Here is a 14,309-nt window from a genome sequence, read left to right on the forward strand (position 1 = left end):
TTTGCCCATGCAAAAACACCTCCGATATTAGTACTTTTTAAAAGTGTACCACTCCGAAGGTGTTTTATATTGTCTCAAAATTTTAGGTTAGCCCACTTTTTTAGTTGACACGCGATGCTTTTTTAGTTGACACGCGATGCTATTTTCGGTGTCGGGACATGCCGTCCCCAAACCAAATAGAAAATCGGTCCAAGATAATTAACGAGAAAAATCAGGATGCCCCAAAGCCATTTGGGACCGCGTGTCTTCGGACGTTTCCATAAGTCTCGATAAGCCGTGACCATTAAAAAGAATCCAAGCATGTGGACAATATTGTTGAACCACTTTCGGTTGATTAAATCCAAACCAGTTACCTCCTGAGCCATGATTAGCTGACGAACAGTCGGTCATGAAAATTTTTTAAAATCAACCGATCCTGTTCAATTGTAAAGCCGTAACGGGTAAAGCATTCGGCAGAGACGCGTCCACCGTAAGAAATGGCGGTAAAGTCTCCGCTGACCCGGTAATGGGTATATTTATGTTGAATATCATGAATTAGCGATTCGAGCAGTAAACCACGTTCGCCAAGACCTTCCTCGCGGACATGGATGTCGAGCAAGCTGAATTCAGCAAATTCATTCGAGTCGAATAGACGTGTCGACAAGTGTTGAATCGTCATATGCGACCGTTTCGATAAAACCGTTTTATGCGTGTGACGATTTTCCAGTAACGTCACGTAATAACTGAACAGCGGTGCATGAATGTTACGTGTCACTTGAACGACCTGCTGTTGATTATTGTAAGCAAGACCGACGAGTTGTTCGTTCGGATGCTGCTGGATTTGAATGGATCGTTTGGCGCAGACGGTTTGCCATTCCTGCTCCGGAATCCATGACAACTCTTTGGTCCGGTTTGTTCTAAAGAATTTCACAGGGTAGGTAGATCCTCCTTTAAACGAATAGATGATTTTAATATACACTTTTTGTCAATTGGAGAAAAGAGTTTTTTAACAAAATCATACAATTGAAAATTTGTTGCATTTGCAACAAAAAACAATATAATAAAGTTATATAATTCTTCAGACAAAAAAAGGAGACGATATGGGAGAACTATTACGTGAAATTGGAATGATTGCGCGGGCACTCGATTCCATCAGCAATGTTGAATTCAAAGAGCTGGAACTGACAAAAGGACAATACATTTATCTTGTCCGGATTTGTGAAAATCCAGGAATCATTCAGGAAAAACTGGCTGAACTGATTCTCGTGGACCGGACGACAGCCGCCCGATCGATTCAAAAATTAGAAAAAGCCGGATTCATCGAAAAACGACCGGATGTCGTGAACAAAAAAATCAAAAAACTGTATGCAACTGCAAAAGGACAGGCAACGTGTCCGGTGATTCTTCAGGAACACGCTTATTCGAAAGGGGTTGCTTTAGCTGGTTTGAGTGAAGAAGAACAAGCCCGGTTACTGGAGTTGACGGAGCGCGTCCGTGAAAATATCGAGCGGGAATGGGACTTTGTCAAAAAAGGTGGAACTCGACATTATTTGAAGGAGTGAATAGGGTGAAAGAAACGATTGAGTTTGTCCGCTGTGACGTCAAGGATGTCAGAACGTTACAGGCGATTAGCATAGAAACCTTTTCGGAGACGTTTGGTTCCCAAAATGATCCGCAGCATCTAGAGGATTATCTCAACCAATCCTATAATCTCGAAAAATTAACAGGGGAGCTTGAACGTACAGATTCGTTTTTCTATTTTATTAAAAGTGATGAGGAAATTGCCGGCTATTTAAAGCTGAACATCGGAAAAGCTCAAACTGAGCCGACGGAAGGGAAGTCGTTGGAACTCGAACGGATTTATATCCGTTCAGCATATCAGGGGACAGGTCTTGGAAAGCAGTTGCTTGAGAAAACATTCGAGATTGCTCAAGCACAGGGGATGGAGCAAGTCTGGTTAGGGGTGTGGGAAGAAAATCACCGGGCGTTACGCTTTTATCGACGTTTTGGTTTTGTACAAACCGGAGCACACGCATTCTATATGGGAGAAGATAAACAAATCGATTTGGTCCTGACAAAGACATTGTAAAACGAAACGAACTCATATCAGTCAAAAATAGCAAGCCCTCAAAAACCCCTCCCGGATCATGGCATCGGGAGGTTTTAGTATAAGACATAGTATTTATCTGACACTCCCACCACTGAAGCAGTGGGCTTCCTGGCCTTAAATACTGTGATATAACAGTCAGCTTAGAAGAATTTGTTCCAACTCTTTTTTCTGCCGGAAATGGTGCCGGGTATGCATTTCGATCAGTTGATACCATTCCTGCGCATTCAACGAACCGAAACCACCGTGTCTTGTTTTCCGTTGCGGTTCGATGTGATCGAGCCGTTTCGACCAGTCTTCCATCCGTTCAATCAGTTCAAGCAGACGTTCTTTTAAGCGATTCCGGCTGTCCGTATTGTCCGGCGGGGCGTTCATCTCGTCCGGCAGTCTGATTTTGACGGGTGGAAAGGCATTTTGACGGAATAATTCTTCTCCGAACGGTGTTTTACCGTCCGCTGTATCGGTCGTCAGCGAAGCACAGATTTCGACTTCGTCCATATATTCATGGGCGACAAGTAAAATATGATCATACATTTGACTAAGCGACCAGACACCGGGTTGCGAAATGTAATGTAATTCGGTTTCGGTATACCGGTCCAGTTCGTGATGCAGATACAACAGGCAGTCGATTCCCGTCATGTAAATCCCTCCTTCAGCGGATACCCATTTTCTTGACTATAGCATGTCCGGTTGTCGCCTGGACGAAAAAAAACAGGGCAACAAGGAATCATTCCCCGTTGACCTGTCCGGTTCAAGATGCTTTGATTTCGTCGTCGACCGTCATCGCATACAGCGCTTGTTTGGTCCGTTTAAAGACGATCGGTAACGACACGAGACTAATCAGGAAAAAGCCGAGCGAGCAGACGATATAGGTTGACCGGATTGAAAACGTTTCGGCTAAAAGACCGATTGACAACGTCAGTCCGATGATCAAGATGGATTCCGCGACATTGATGACGCCGGAGAATCGTCCCATGATCGAAACGGGAACATTGTTTTGATAAAACGACAAGAATCCGGTATTCGCGAACGATAACGCAAACGTCAGCAGGAAAAAACCGATTGCCGCGAAACTGAAATCGGTCGCCGTCGCAAAGATGAGATAGCCGACCGGAGTCGTGATGGCTCCGAAGCCGATCAGGAAGCGTAAACTGAGCCATTTCGTACACGTCGCGTTAATGATGGAACCAGCAATGATGCCGAGCCCGGCGATACTGACGAGAAAGCCGTATGTACTCTCGGAAAAATCAAGAACCCGGGTCGCGAACGTTGCTTCGAGTGAATCGAGCCCGGACATGAAAATCGTCATCACACAGAACAGGGCATAAACGAGTGTGATGTAGCGGTGTTTGCGCGCATAACGGAACGTTTCTTTCCAGTCGGCGACGATCATGCTGAAACTGAGCCGCTCGGCACCGGAAATCATTGCTTGTTTTTCGATATCCGGCAGGGAAAACAGAATCAGTGCCGACATACCAAGTACACCGGCATTCAGATAGATGGCGAACGTCGGGGAGCCGACGAGGAACAAGAGACCGGCAATCGTCGGTCCAAGAATGAAGCCGCAGGATTGTATGAAATTTTTTAAGGCATTAAACCGTTGCCGGTTGGTTTTCGAGACGAGTTTCGTCATGTAGATCAGAGAAGCCGATTCAAACAACGAGCTGCCGATATTGATCAAGAAAACCAGTGTATATAAGACGAATAACGAGTCGATCCATGGTAAGACGGCAATCAAGACGGCCCGGGACACATCAAGCAGCACCATCAGATTTCGTTTATCGACGCGATCGATGACCGTGCCGGACCAAAAACTTGATAACAGGGCGGCAATCGGGACAAGCATGTAGAGAATCGAGACAGCGAACGCTGAATTCGTCCGTTCGAGGACAATCAGGTTCAGAGCGATAAAATACACCCATGCCCCGAGATTGGAGATGCCGACGCTCGACAACAATAAAGCAGGGTGTTTCCAGGTTCCGTGCATACATCATCATCCCCTAAATGTTTTTTTGAATATATAGAAATTTATTACAATTGATACTAAGGGACAGTTGAATGGAAATCAAGAAGAAAATGGAAAAAGCCATCCGGAAGATGGCTGGGGTACATCCATTACGTGAGGAAATAGTCGAGTGTCGCAAACAAACTCGTTAACAGAAAACAAATCAGCAACAGGGCTGACAAAACGACTAGGTCGAGGTGACGGCGGAGGCCGTTCACAAAAATGAAGAACAGGGTCCAGTAGCCGACAAATAAAGTAAGAATGACAGCAAGGACAGGGGCTGCAATCGGTAACGATCCTGCGATATCAGCCCGAAAGGATGGATTCGTGATGGCATAAAAGGCGAAAACGAATGTCGGAAGAGCGCCGAGGTAAAGGAGCCATTTGGGGAATTTCATAGAGAACATTACTCCTTTTTTGTATACAGCTAGAATACATCCAAGTATAAAGGACAGGAATTGTAAATAAAACGTACAAAATTGTAAGGAAGTGTCATTTTTGATTTGCATGTCTTGTATAATTGATAGGGACAAGTCCTCATCTGTTACGGCTTAAAGAAGACGGACGTTCAAAAATGAGTTCGTAATAGGTTCCGACACCGACACCGGACGTCACGAAATCCGGAGCGATAAGCTGAACGAACCGCCAACCCTTTTCCGCCTGTTGATTGATGACTTCCCGGTAATCTTCTTTTGGATTTCCGGACAATCGTTTGAAGTCAATCCGGATATATTGATATTCATACATACTATCTCCTCCTGAAAGTGCGTTATCATTCCTTACGTCCGGAAAAAGGAAAAGGTTCCCAGGAGTCTGTTAGTTTGAGGCTAAAAAAGAATGATAAGGAGAAACTGATGATTCATTTAACAATAAAACCAACCTTAGTAGGAACCACGACCATCCTCCGGTCGTTTGCAGCAAAAGATCTCCCTTTGATCGAACAATGTTTGCAAGATCCGGAAGTCCTTAAACTGACCAGAAGTGAAGCAGATTTTGACCGGGAGACACTTAAAACCTGGTATGGAACGAGACATGACCAGCCGGACCGTCTGTATTTGGCAGTCGTCGACAAAGCAACTGGAACGCTCGTCGGTGAGGTTGTCGTCAATGAGTATCAGTCAAGCGACCACAGCATGAACTTCCGGATTCTGATTGGGGAAGCCGGCAGAAACCGCGGGCTTGGAACGGAAGCGACCCGGTTACTGATGGATTACCTGTTTCGGCAGACATCGCTTGCCCGCTTGACGTTAAGCGTTTTTGACTTTAATCCACGGGCGCGGCACGTCTATGAAAAATTGGGTTTTCAAGTGTCCGGTGTAGAAGAGGACGATTTCGAAGTTGACGGACGACGAGTCGAGTCGATTCTGATGGTCTTGACGCGGGAACGTTATTTAGAGCAGTGAATGAACAACAGCCCGGTCTTTCTCCTGAACAAGCGGAGAAGCCGGGCTGTTGTTTGATTTGCGTTATTTTTGTTCGGACTTGCGTGCTTCTTCTTCCTCCACCCAGTTAAAACTCAAATCGACCCGTCTGCCAATAAACGAACGTAAAAATAATACGAATGTTACTGCTGGCAAGATCCACCATGCAGAATCGACCGCACCGAAGTATTGGATCACATATATCCACATGAACAGGCTACTGACAAAAAGAATCGTTTCCGAAGTCGTGATGAACTCCTGTTTTGGTTCGTACATTAAGTAAAACCTCCAATAGTATGTAGTTAAGTCCTTGTTTCCGTTGAGGAGTGTGACGCAGCAATACTCTGCTGATCGAGTTGATTAAACAGAATCGTTCGATTTCGCCCCTGTTGTTTAGCGGTGTATAAGGCTTCGTCCGCGAGTCCGTTCATGTGCTGGATGTGAATCTGTTTTCCGTGAGCAATTCCGATCGAAGCCGTGACGGTGATGTCGGGAAATCCGTCCAGTTGGAACCGTTCATGCGCAATCCGTTCACGGATCCGGTTTGCGACCTTGATTATTTGGATGGAGTCAGGTCATAAATCAGAATCATGAATTCCTCTCCGCCAATCCGTGCCGTGATATCGTGGGGACGCGTTTCTTCCATCAGGATGTTTGCGAACTGTTGCAATACGAGATCCCCGTTTCCGTGACCGTATGTATCGTTGACATGCTTAAAGTGGTCGATATCGAGGGCGAGTACGTTGTAAATGCGGCCTTCCTGTTCCAGACCGGCTGTGCGCGTATCAAAGACACGCCGGTTGTAGAGTCCGGTCAGGTGATCACGTTCGGACGACTGTTTGTATAGTTCGACTTGACGGTTCAATGTTTGGAAATCAAGCGTCAGCATACTCGACAGGACACCGACGGCAAGACCGATCGTCCAGGTCGCAAGTAACAAACGAAGCGAGGCATCGTTAAAGCCTAAATTAATCAGAACGGTGAACGTAATCATCAACAGCGCCCAAACGTTGAGGGCGAGATTCTGCCGAAACGGCCGATTCAAGAGCTGGCGATGAATCCAAATCATCCCGGTACTGATCGCAATGATGGCGACGAACGCAATAAACGCTTGGGGCGTGACGCCAAATAAAAACCGCGAACCGGCGATGATCAACGTGGCGACGACAAGCGGGAAACGGTTGCCGTAAAAAGCGAGCAGGACGAGCGGCAAATGACGTAAGTCCATCCGTAACGAGTCATTGACCTGGATGCCCTTGAACATCAGTACGACACCAAGTAAACCGGTCGCAAGACCAATGATCAACGACTTAACGGCATAGGATGAAAATCGGGTGGAATGGATGATTTTTGAAATGATGTAAAACCCGGTGAACGCGATACAGGCGTTGACGAGCAGCTCGACGATGAATATGATTTTCCACATCCTTGACCGTGATACTTTTACGATACCATGCTGACAAAAGTTGTCAATCAGGAAGAAATCTGGGCTTTCGATTGTGAAAGAAATCAGAAACGAAGATTAAGTAGTTGTACGAAATCATGTACAATAAAAATAGAGAAAACAAGTAGGGAGGAACTAACATGTCGATTGTCACATACAGTGATGCCCGTAAAAATTTTAAACAGATTTTAGATCAAGTGCATGATGATAAGGAAGCAGTCATCATTTCACGAAAAAATAACGAAAATGCCGTGTTACTTTCTGAAGAAGAATACAATCGTTTGATGGAGACCATCTATTTAATGCGAAGTCCTCAAAATTCAGTCCGTCTACTGGAGTCAATTGACCAGCTCCAACAAGAAAAGCTGACAGAAAGAACGTTGATTGATGAGTAAAGTCCGTCTACTTTTTACGGATCATGGATGGGAAGACTATCTGTATTCGCAACGGGAAGACAGAAAAAAGCTGAAACGGATCAATACGCTGATTGAAGACGTAAAACGAAACGGCAATTTAACTGGCATTGGTAAACCGGAAGCATTAAAAGGAAATTTACAAGGCTTTTACAGCCGGCGAATTGACTCGGAACATCGTCTCGTTTACAGGTCGACGAGTGAACAAGTGGAAATCCTTCAATGCCGTTATCATTATTAAACGAAAACTCCCGAACGAAACGCACCGCTCCTTATGGAACGTGACGTATATTCGGGAGTTTTTTGTTCTTCTCTACTCGAATTATACCGCGAATCGCTAGACGGAAACAGACTACTTTTACAGTTCGTTCTGCCCTACACTACTAACAAGACTACTGAAAAAGGACGTGAACAGTAATGACCGGACAAATCAAAGTGCTCGACCAAGGACCGTTTCTGCACGGGACGAAAGCCGTTTTGCAGGTCGGCGATCAATTGACACCCGATTATCAATCGAACTATCAGGAGAAACGGTCAAATTATATCTATTTCACGGCAACACTTGAAGCTGCGAAGTGGGGAGCCGAGCTTGCCAAAGGTGACGGCATGGAACGGATTTATCTCGTCGAACCGCTCGGGACGTTCGAAAATGATCCAAACTTGACCGATCAGCGGTTTCCCGGCAATCCAACACGGTCCTACCGGTCGAAGGAGCCGCTTCTCATCGTCGCGAAGCTTGCTGTTTGGGAACGGCACTCGAATGAAATGATTCAGCAAATGAAGGATTCCTTAGCCCGGTTAGCGAAAGAAGGGAAAAATGTCATTTTTGATTGAACCAGACAAATGAAGATATGAAACAATTGGAGCTCTTGATTCAAGCCGTTAAATATGACAGATTGCTTCATTGCGAATGACACATGACCTTGTTACAGGAAACTAAAAAAACATATCTTAATCTACAAACAGCTATGAAATGGACGGTCGTCGACGAAGATGAATTTTTGGAAAATCAGTTAGTGTATCAGTACCCGGTAGACGTCATCACAGGAGCGGAACAGATGCTTCGTCGGCTGCAGGACAAGATTCAACGACAGGCGTTTCCGTTTGACGGATTTTTGACCGGTTGGCTGGACCGATTACGGCACGACCGTCACACCACGCCATTGCCATGAAGCCTGTTATCACCCATTTTGCTTCGCCCTGCATTCCGCAGCGAGCCGCCGAATTTCAGCCGCCATCGAGGAATTGACCGGCTGAATCTGTTCGAGCCACTCGAGCAGCGCAAGCGCTGATTCTGGGACTCGGGTGTATCCTTGCAGGACATCGGCAAACCGTTCCTGCGCTTGCGGGAATCGTTGCTCGGCCCGGCGTTCATTGCCGTACTGGTCCGGATAATACACGACTTCCGACTCGAGCAGGTGCAAAACGGACAGGAGTTGTGAAAAAGCATGCTGTTCGACCAGCTGGAGACCGGATAACCGTTCGCCGCGGGCATACCGGCACAAGCCGACATAGAGATTCGTTAACGCTTCGTTCAGTGCGAAGTCGAGTGTATCACGCCGGATTGGCGGTGCCGCTTGTTGCGAGACGGTCAAGTCGACGCCCGGGAATGTTGGATCCTGCCAAACAATCCGTCCCGGGGAAAAGGCGATGTCCGGCATCTCATCGAGTTCGAAAATCGCACACTCTCCGTAAATCCCGTCCGCGAATAACAATTTAAAGCCGTCGACCGTGTTTTGGAAAATGAAGCTGAGCGGATGAACGGACTCGAGCCAGTCGATCCGATCGAGGAACCGCTGTTTCCGACCCGGTTTCGTAATCACGAAAAAATCGAGATCGGAATAGGCATCAAGCCGTTCGAGTTCCTGACCGACGGAACCGAGTCCGAGCAATAACCAGGCGTTGTTTGTGTGTTCGAGTTGCTGACCGATCTGATCAAGGCGTGCAAGTAGCGTCTGTTGGCGTGACATCATCAAAACTCCTTTTATTTGGTGTAAGCGTTCTCTTGTTCAGTCTAGCATGCTTGAGTGGGGCGTCAAGAAAAGATTGTCGTATTCAAAATGGAATGACTAAAAAACAGGAAGGGTGAAAGGTATGGAAGTGCTGATCCTCCTAGTGGGCTCATCTCTCTTAAGTGGCTTAATGCTCTGGACGATTATCAAAGCCGTCCTGACCGCTTATCGAAACCAACAGCTATCAATGGCTAAGGCTATTTTCATCACAACCGGTATGACGGTCTTCAGCATCCTGCTTGCCGGTGTACTGCCGTATATCTATCTCCGTTTTCTCTGAATTTCAGACCCGATGTATCCGGAACCGTCTATTCCGCGTACATCGGGTCTGTTTGTTGTCTAAAAACTTCCGAACAACCGGGTCCGTCGTCCTGTTATTTCTGGATAGAAAGGAGGAAATTCCTCCTGAATTTAAAGGAGGACAAGTTCATGCACCCTTACTTACGTGTCGAGCATCAACTGTTACGCGACGGAGCGGCTTTTTCATCCGTCCATGAAAAAATGGTCTATCTGCTGCTTAAAAGTTATGCCGGTCGAGACGGACTCGCGTTCCCGTCGCATCAGACGCTCGCAGACGCTGTTCCGTGCGGCAAAACGACCGTCAAAAACTGTCTTCAGACGCTCGTCGAAAAAGGATGGATCGAAAAGGTCGAGCGGTTCGACCGACACGGGGGACAAACGTCGAACGGCTACCGGATTCGAATGGTGTCCCCGGTCACTTCCGGACAGGACCCGGGTCAAGAGACGGCAACCGGGCAGCCATCTGTCGCCTCCGAAGAAAAAGGGGTTAAGAAACCGTCTTTAAAAAAAGAACCACCACCTCCCGGAGTCATGGAAATCCTCACTCATTTTGAGACGGAAATCGGTCGTGTCACACCGTCGATTCGCAGGAAACTGGAGACGTTGTTGAAAGAAGCCGGTCCGGCCGTTCTGCATCATGCAATCGAACAGGCAACGGCGGCAAACATTCGTAACTTCAACTACATCCAGGTCGTCATCGACAGTCTGAAACAGCGGAACCTATTGACGCAGGAACAAATCGACTCGCATGAAAAACGCCGCCGGACCGCTGTGACGAGATCGTCCCGCCGGAAGAAACACGGGAAATTACCGGACTGGGTCGAACGGGAGCGCCGACAACAGCAACAGGCAGAGGCGGAGCAAAAACAACGGTTTGAACAAACTGTTCCCGATCAAGGGGAATTGGCTTTATTGCTTGCAGAACTGATCTGATGAAGGAGGACTTTTATGACACCGTCACTTGACTGGTTACTTGACCAAGCGAACCGAAAACTGACGAACGGGATGGATCCGGACGTCGCCGCGATTACACGGGCCGTCATCACGGAACTGGCGGCAGAAGGATTACCAATCGGCATCGCGCAAGGCTTTCGGACAAAACAGGAACAGGACGACTTGTATGCCAGCGGGCGGACACGTCCGGGGAAAATCGTCACCTATGCCAAAGGAGGGAAATCGAATCATAACTTCGGTGTCGCCGTCGATCTGTTTGTCTATGCGGACGGCGGCAAACGGGCCGAGTTTCCGGCACCGCCCGATCCACGGTTGAAGCGGATCGTTGCCGCGATGAAACGGTATCAGATGCAATGGGGCGGGGACTGGGGCAGCTTTCCGGATTATCCGCATTTTCAACTGTACGATGCCGTCAATGGTCAAACAAAACCGTTGCTCGGACCCCGTTATCCCGATCAACCGCTTTATGCGGGAGCCGAGCGGATGGACCGGACGCTGATCCGGCTGATTCAAAAACGGCTCCGCCTGCCGTTGACCGGACGATTTGATCAAAAGTTGACGCAACGCATCAAACAGTTTCAACGGCAGCGCCGGTTAGCGGTGGACGGAATCATCGGTCCGGTCACGTGGCGTTATCTGTTTGGGGCCCGCCGATGAAGGAACGTTTGATTGCCCTGATCCGACTGATCGTGCCGCTCTATAGTTTCGTCAATTTAACGTTGCTTGCGTTCGGTTATACCCCGTTGCCGTTTGAGACGAATCAAATCGAAACCGCTTTGACGGCACTGCTCGGGGCAGGCAGTCTCCTCTATGCCTGGTGGAAAAATAACAATCTGACCGAGGCGGCGCAACAGGCGCAAGTGATGTTACGAGAGTGGAAAGGACAGGTTCGGCGCGAAGGACAGGAAAAATCAGGATGAATGTGCCGCCTGAACTGGTAATTTGTTTGAAATGTGCAGACAACGGGCAATATTTCGAGTAGAGCGCTAATGGTTTGATCCTAAGATACCGATAATAAGGTAGCGTCCCGTATCGTCAGCGTCTTGAAGTCGCTGACGACGGAAAAGAAAGAGGTCAGACTGAACTTGAAATTATCGACGTTGCAATTTTATTTATTACTTGCATTGTTTTCATTGATGTTTACGAGTATCTGGAGTTACAATGCCTTCCTGAAAATTGAACAAGAGAATGACCGGATCACGACGGAAGCGATTCCGATCTCGAATGCCGCTTCGCAACTATTTCCGTTATTGCTCGATCAAGAGCTTACCGTCCGCAGTTATCTACTCGATCAAAATGATCAGACGTTTCAGCAATTTAAAAGTACCAATGCGGAACTGAATGAAACGATTGCCCGGTTGAAGATGCTCGATCAACGTCACCCGATTCTGAAGCAGTTACTGGCAGATGAAGCGATTCCGTTGATTTTACTGACGGACGGATTTTACGAACAACAGATTAAATGGATTCAGAGCAATCAGATCGAACGGGCGGCTTTAAACCGCTACAGCGGGATGGACTACGTCAATCAGTTCCGGCCGATCAATGCAAAAATCAATCAGGACATCGATAAGATCATCCGGGAAGCGACGGAACGGTCCAAACGGGCGTCGGCGTCCGCCAAATGGGTCATCGTGATCGTCGTCAGTGTCGCCGTCCTGTTGCTGATGATCTTCCTGCAGACGTTCCGGCTCGAGCGCAGTCAGCAGGCGCTGATTCACCGCTCCTTGCACGATGCCTTGACCGCGATTCCGAACCGGCGTGCGTTCGACGAGCATCTGGAAGCTTCCTTCACGGCTGCCCGGGAACTGCAGACGGACGTCGGCTTGATTTTGATCGATGTCGATGAATTCAAGCTGTACAACGATACGTACGGTCACTTGAAAGGTGACTGGTGTCTGCAGAAAGTCGCCGGGACATTAAAGAAACAAGCGGGCGAGTTCGGGCATGTCTCCCGGTACGGCGGGGAAGAATTTGCGGTCATCTTGACGGAACACGTCGAACAGATCACACATGTCGCGGAACGGATCCGTAGCGAGATTCTCCGGATGAAGATTGAACACAAAGCGTACGAACCGCTTTGCCAGCTCAGTGTCAGCATCGGACTGGCCGTCGTCCGGCCGAGCGAGACGTTGACGGAAGGCGATTTGATTGTCCTCGCCAATCAGGCCCTGTACCGGGCAAAGTCGAGCGGACGCAATCAAATTTCGAGCCATGAAGCCAGTTGATTCGCCAAAAAAAGCTCTGATTCCATTTCGAGATGGGATCAGAGCTTTTTTAATTCATGAATGGTCGTTCGAATCATTGCAAAATCACGCAATAGGACCGTTCGGAAATCAACGGTGCAGAAATGACAAAAACCGTCTTGACCGGCGTACCGCCGACTTTCGCGTCCAGTTGATGCAGTTGAGACCGAATCTTTCGACTCAGGACATACCGGGTTTCCGTACTCAATTCATCAAGCTCTTCATCATGGACATGTAACAAGAGTTGAAACGGTTCGAGCGAGAAAATGGAAAAGTCGCAGTCGATTCGAGGGTCTTCAAACTGTTCATTCAGACCATTTTTTATGAAGTACGCTTCTTGTGCTGTAATCATCTCGTTTCGCCTCGCTCTCTTTCAGAAACAGTTCAAAAAATTATAAGATGTTAGTTAGCTATATAGTCTTTAATACCCAATTTTCTTGAGAAATATCAGTTTCTGCCTGAAAAAGGACCGAATCCTGGTGGAATAGGGAATACTTTTACGAACATTAAAAAAATCACTTGATTCAGGAATGGCTGATCTGGAATCAGGCACTGCTGGATCAAATGATCGTCGAGCCGACATGTCGTAAAAAGTCTTCCGTCGTCTGTTTAAAAAACGTCAGTTGGTGGACCGGAATCGAGACGTGTCCGCCGTAACGGACTTCTAAGTAATGCGGATTGACCGGGGACGGAAAGTTGATCCGTGCGAACCATTCGGTCATCGTCTCCTGTTCCCGCCGTTGCATCGGTTGCGGAAGGCGGCGGTTAAACAGCAGCATATGTTGGCGAATGTCCTCCGCCGGCAGTTCATGGTGCGGATATTGAATTACTTCGACGCGGCTTGGCGTGAAGAGGAGCGGCTGGAAGCGGGTTGGACGGATGATTTTGATGTAATAAACAAGTAATCCAATCGACACGATCAAAAGGAAAATAAAGATAAACGGGTATGGTGGTGCGACGACAGCGGAATCGAAGCCCGTCCGTAATAACAGCGGGTCCGGATCCGGCGCGACGGTCTCGACAAACGGTTCAAAGTCGATCACAAGCGGATCCGATGGAAGGGTAAGATGAGATGTGTCACCACAACGTGTCGTACAGGAGCCTGACGTCCGACTGTCGAAAAGAGAAACGAACGATGTCAGAAAATGGGGGATGAACGACTGGATGACAAACAGAATCAATAAAACACTGGAAAGAAACAAACCGATTTTCAATCGGAACGAAGTCTGCACGGGATCACCTCTTTTCATACCGTCTAAACGGAGAATGCATGAGTCTGAATTGAGTATAGCAAATACGGCACGGCATCGTTTTGATTTTTTTCAAAAAATAGGGCTCATCACCATAAGGTGTGGTTGACACATAAAATCCATCGGATTTTAAATCGAACATAGAAAAAAAGCGAAAACCCCGGTATCGTAATTGTTG

The 14,309-nt window shown here is 47.5% G+C and carries 24 protein-coding genes; 12 read left to right on the forward strand and 12 right to left on the reverse strand.

The annotated features are described in order from the left end of the window. Nucleotides 1-122: 122 nt before the first annotated feature. Both ABIC15_RS15005 and ABIC15_RS15010 read right to left on the reverse strand, forming a co-directional pair. Nucleotides 123-344, reverse strand: coding sequence for a PLD nuclease N-terminal domain-containing protein (locus tag ABIC15_RS15005; protein WP_251138750.1), 222 nt, complete (start codon nt 342-344; stop codon nt 123-125). A 23-nt stretch (nt 345-367) separates the two neighbouring features. Further along, nucleotides 368-910 carry a hypothetical protein gene (locus ABIC15_RS15010; protein ID WP_131504033.1) on the reverse strand — a complete coding sequence of 181 codons (543 nt, stop codon included), beginning with the start codon at nt 908-910 and terminating at the stop codon, nt 368-370. Between the two features lie 169 nt (nt 911-1,079). On the opposite strand from ABIC15_RS15010, the gene ABIC15_RS15015 reads away from it, so the two are divergent. Next, entirely contained in the window at nt 1,080-1,541 is a 462-nt protein-coding gene (locus ABIC15_RS15015) for a MarR family winged helix-turn-helix transcriptional regulator (protein ID WP_354021018.1), read from the forward strand. Nucleotides 1,542-1,546: 5 nt separating this feature from the next. Next, the gene (locus ABIC15_RS15020; RefSeq protein WP_131504035.1) at nt 1,547-2,068 is read left to right on the forward strand and encodes a GNAT family N-acetyltransferase; all 522 of its coding nucleotides are present in this window, start codon (nt 1,547-1,549) and stop codon (nt 2,066-2,068) included. 156 nt (nt 2,069-2,224) lie between these two features. On the opposite strand, the gene ABIC15_RS15025 is transcribed toward ABIC15_RS15020, so the two are convergent. The 4 genes from ABIC15_RS15025 to ABIC15_RS15040 all read right to left on the reverse strand — a co-directional run bounded on the left by ABIC15_RS15025 (nt 2,225) and on the right by ABIC15_RS15040 (nt 4,838). Then, complete coding sequence (locus ABIC15_RS15025; RefSeq protein WP_354021019.1) at nt 2,225-2,725, reverse strand: DinB family protein; 501 nt, start codon at nt 2,723-2,725, stop codon at nt 2,225-2,227. Nucleotides 2,726-2,837: 112 nt separating this feature from the next. Further along, nucleotides 2,838-4,073, reverse strand: a complete 1,236-nt coding sequence (locus ABIC15_RS15030; RefSeq protein WP_354021020.1) for an MFS transporter — start codon at nt 4,071-4,073, stop codon at nt 2,838-2,840. A 128-nt stretch (nt 4,074-4,201) separates the two neighbouring features. Further along, nucleotides 4,202-4,489: a hypothetical protein gene (locus tag ABIC15_RS15035; RefSeq protein WP_354021021.1), complete on the reverse strand. Its 288-nt coding sequence runs from the start codon at nt 4,487-4,489 to the stop codon at nt 4,202-4,204. A 139-nt stretch (nt 4,490-4,628) separates the two neighbouring features. Further along, the gene (locus ABIC15_RS15040) at nt 4,629-4,838 is read right to left on the reverse strand and encodes a DUF4177 domain-containing protein (RefSeq protein WP_214854951.1); all 210 of its coding nucleotides are present in this window, start codon (nt 4,836-4,838) and stop codon (nt 4,629-4,631) included. A gap of 107 nt (nt 4,839-4,945) precedes the next feature. Here ABIC15_RS15040 and ABIC15_RS15045 point away from each other — a divergent pair, with 107 nt between their 5' ends. Beyond that, nucleotides 4,946-5,494: a GNAT family N-acetyltransferase gene (locus tag ABIC15_RS15045; protein ID WP_354021022.1), complete on the forward strand. Its 549-nt coding sequence runs from the start codon at nt 4,946-4,948 to the stop codon at nt 5,492-5,494. Nucleotides 5,495-5,557: 63 nt separating this feature from the next. On the opposite strand, the gene ABIC15_RS15050 is transcribed toward ABIC15_RS15045, so the two are convergent. From ABIC15_RS15050 to ABIC15_RS15060, 3 genes are read right to left on the reverse strand one after another with little or no spacing between them, the layout of a single operon-like run. Next, nucleotides 5,558-5,788: a hypothetical protein gene (locus ABIC15_RS15050; protein WP_354021023.1), complete on the reverse strand. Its 231-nt coding sequence runs from the start codon at nt 5,786-5,788 to the stop codon at nt 5,558-5,560. 26 nt (nt 5,789-5,814) lie between these two features. After that, complete coding sequence (locus ABIC15_RS15055; RefSeq protein ID WP_354021033.1) at nt 5,815-6,078, reverse strand: GGDEF domain-containing protein; 264 nt, start codon at nt 6,076-6,078, stop codon at nt 5,815-5,817. Then, nucleotides 6,069-6,938: a GGDEF domain-containing protein gene (locus ABIC15_RS15060; protein WP_354021024.1), complete on the reverse strand. Its 870-nt coding sequence runs from the start codon at nt 6,936-6,938 to the stop codon at nt 6,069-6,071. Before ABIC15_RS15060 ends, ABIC15_RS15055 begins: the two co-directional genes overlap by 10 nt. Nucleotides 6,939-7,096: 158 nt before the next feature. Here ABIC15_RS15060 and ABIC15_RS15065 point away from each other — a divergent pair, with 158 nt between their 5' ends. The 4 genes from ABIC15_RS15065 (at nt 7,097) to ABIC15_RS15080 (ending at nt 8,541) form a co-directional block, all read left to right on the forward strand. After that, a complete protein-coding gene (locus ABIC15_RS15065) occupies nt 7,097-7,351 on the forward strand; it encodes a type II toxin-antitoxin system Phd/YefM family antitoxin (protein WP_318928716.1) in 255 nt (84 codons plus the stop codon). Then, nucleotides 7,344-7,610 (forward strand): Txe/YoeB family addiction module toxin, encoded by a 267-nt coding sequence (locus tag ABIC15_RS15070; RefSeq protein ID WP_041261583.1) that lies wholly within the window; start codon nt 7,344-7,346, stop codon nt 7,608-7,610. Before ABIC15_RS15065 ends, ABIC15_RS15070 begins: the two co-directional genes overlap by 8 nt. A gap of 176 nt (nt 7,611-7,786) precedes the next feature. Then, nucleotides 7,787-8,203, forward strand: a complete 417-nt coding sequence (gene arr, locus ABIC15_RS15075; protein WP_354021025.1) for an NAD(+)--rifampin ADP-ribosyltransferase — start codon at nt 7,787-7,789, stop codon at nt 8,201-8,203. A 167-nt stretch (nt 8,204-8,370) separates the two neighbouring features. Next, nucleotides 8,371-8,541 carry a hypothetical protein gene (locus tag ABIC15_RS15080; RefSeq protein WP_354021026.1) on the forward strand — a complete coding sequence of 57 codons (171 nt, stop codon included), beginning with the start codon at nt 8,371-8,373 and terminating at the stop codon, nt 8,539-8,541. 9 nt (nt 8,542-8,550) lie between these two features. Here the strand turns inward: ABIC15_RS15080 and ABIC15_RS15085 are convergent, their stop codons facing one another. Beyond that, nucleotides 8,551-9,339, reverse strand: a complete 789-nt coding sequence (locus ABIC15_RS15085) for a hypothetical protein (protein ID WP_354021027.1) — start codon at nt 9,337-9,339, stop codon at nt 8,551-8,553. A gap of 172 nt (nt 9,340-9,511) precedes the next feature. Here ABIC15_RS15085 and ABIC15_RS15090 point away from each other — a divergent pair, with 172 nt between their 5' ends. The 5 genes from ABIC15_RS15090 (at nt 9,512) to ABIC15_RS15110 (ending at nt 12,863) form a co-directional block, all read left to right on the forward strand. Next, nucleotides 9,512-9,661 (forward strand): hypothetical protein, encoded by a 150-nt coding sequence (locus ABIC15_RS15090; protein WP_234944594.1) that lies wholly within the window; start codon nt 9,512-9,514, stop codon nt 9,659-9,661. Nucleotides 9,662-9,810: 149 nt separating this feature from the next. Then, the gene (locus tag ABIC15_RS15095; RefSeq protein ID WP_354021028.1) at nt 9,811-10,614 is read left to right on the forward strand and encodes a helix-turn-helix domain-containing protein; all 804 of its coding nucleotides are present in this window, start codon (nt 9,811-9,813) and stop codon (nt 10,612-10,614) included. A 15-nt stretch (nt 10,615-10,629) separates the two neighbouring features. Further along, nucleotides 10,630-11,292: a M15 family metallopeptidase gene (locus tag ABIC15_RS15100; RefSeq protein WP_354021029.1), complete on the forward strand. Its 663-nt coding sequence runs from the start codon at nt 10,630-10,632 to the stop codon at nt 11,290-11,292. Then, nucleotides 11,289-11,555 (forward strand): SPP1 phage holin family protein, encoded by a 267-nt coding sequence (locus ABIC15_RS15105; RefSeq protein WP_354021030.1) that lies wholly within the window; start codon nt 11,289-11,291, stop codon nt 11,553-11,555. The genes ABIC15_RS15100 and ABIC15_RS15105 overlap by 4 nt, the downstream gene beginning before the upstream one ends. Nucleotides 11,556-11,720: 165 nt before the next feature. Continuing rightward, entirely contained in the window at nt 11,721-12,863 is a 1,143-nt protein-coding gene (locus tag ABIC15_RS15110) for a GGDEF domain-containing protein (protein WP_354021031.1), read from the forward strand. Nucleotides 12,864-12,936: 73 nt separating this feature from the next. Here the strand turns inward: ABIC15_RS15110 and ABIC15_RS15115 are convergent, their stop codons facing one another. Together ABIC15_RS15115 and ABIC15_RS15120 are read right to left on the reverse strand one after the other, a co-directional pair. Then, the gene (locus tag ABIC15_RS15115; protein WP_012370268.1) at nt 12,937-13,233 is read right to left on the reverse strand and encodes a hypothetical protein; all 297 of its coding nucleotides are present in this window, start codon (nt 13,231-13,233) and stop codon (nt 12,937-12,939) included. 208 nt (nt 13,234-13,441) lie between these two features. Continuing rightward, complete coding sequence (locus ABIC15_RS15120; protein WP_354021032.1) at nt 13,442-14,113, reverse strand: hypothetical protein; 672 nt, start codon at nt 14,111-14,113, stop codon at nt 13,442-13,444. Between the last annotated feature and the right edge of the window lie 196 nt (nt 14,114-14,309).

It is taken from the genome of Exiguobacterium sp. PvP048, assembly GCF_040549175.1.
In the GTDB taxonomy this organism is placed as follows: domain Bacteria; phylum Bacillota; class Bacilli; order Exiguobacteriales; family Exiguobacteriaceae; genus Exiguobacterium_A; species Exiguobacterium_A artemiae.

Bases quoted from the DNA above. Each gene is read 5' to 3' on its own strand.
- ABIC15_RS15045 (WP_354021022.1), top strand. From the start codon at position 4,946: ATGATTCATTTAACAATAAAACCAACCTTAGTAGGAACCACGACCATC.
- ABIC15_RS15050 (WP_354021023.1), bottom strand. From the start codon at position 5,788: ATGTACGAACCAAAACAGGAGTTCATCACGACTTCGGAAACGATTCTT.
- ABIC15_RS15100 (WP_354021029.1), top strand. From the start codon at position 10,630: ATGACACCGTCACTTGACTGGTTACTTGACCAAGCGAACCGAAAACTG.
- ABIC15_RS15115 (WP_012370268.1), bottom strand. From the start codon at position 13,233: ATGATTACAGCACAAGAAGCGTACTTCATAAAAAATGGTCTGAATGAA.
- ABIC15_RS15085 (WP_354021027.1), bottom strand. From the start codon at position 9,339: ATGTCACGCCAACAGACGCTACTTGCACGCCTTGATCAGATCGGTCAG.
- ABIC15_RS15070 (WP_041261583.1), top strand. From the start codon at position 7,344: ATGAGTAAAGTCCGTCTACTTTTTACGGATCATGGATGGGAAGACTAT.
- ABIC15_RS15065 (WP_318928716.1), top strand. From the start codon at position 7,097: ATGTCGATTGTCACATACAGTGATGCCCGTAAAAATTTTAAACAGATT.
- ABIC15_RS15060 (WP_354021024.1), bottom strand. From the start codon at position 6,938: ATGTGGAAAATCATATTCATCGTCGAGCTGCTCGTCAACGCCTGTATC.
- ABIC15_RS15030 (WP_354021020.1), bottom strand. From the start codon at position 4,073: ATGCACGGAACCTGGAAACACCCTGCTTTATTGTTGTCGAGCGTCGGC.
- ABIC15_RS15105 (WP_354021030.1), top strand. From the start codon at position 11,289: ATGAAGGAACGTTTGATTGCCCTGATCCGACTGATCGTGCCGCTCTAT.
- ABIC15_RS15035 (WP_354021021.1), bottom strand. From the start codon at position 4,489: ATGAAATTCCCCAAATGGCTCCTTTACCTCGGCGCTCTTCCGACATTC.
- ABIC15_RS15095 (WP_354021028.1), top strand. From the start codon at position 9,811: ATGCACCCTTACTTACGTGTCGAGCATCAACTGTTACGCGACGGAGCG.
- ABIC15_RS15040 (WP_214854951.1), bottom strand. From the start codon at position 4,838: ATGTATGAATATCAATATATCCGGATTGACTTCAAACGATTGTCCGGA.
- ABIC15_RS15090 (WP_234944594.1), top strand. From the start codon at position 9,512: ATGCTCTGGACGATTATCAAAGCCGTCCTGACCGCTTATCGAAACCAA.
- ABIC15_RS15015 (WP_354021018.1), top strand. From the start codon at position 1,080: ATGGGAGAACTATTACGTGAAATTGGAATGATTGCGCGGGCACTCGAT.
- arr (WP_354021025.1), top strand. From the start codon at position 7,787: ATGACCGGACAAATCAAAGTGCTCGACCAAGGACCGTTTCTGCACGGG.
- ABIC15_RS15025 (WP_354021019.1), bottom strand. From the start codon at position 2,725: ATGACGGGAATCGACTGCCTGTTGTATCTGCATCACGAACTGGACCGG.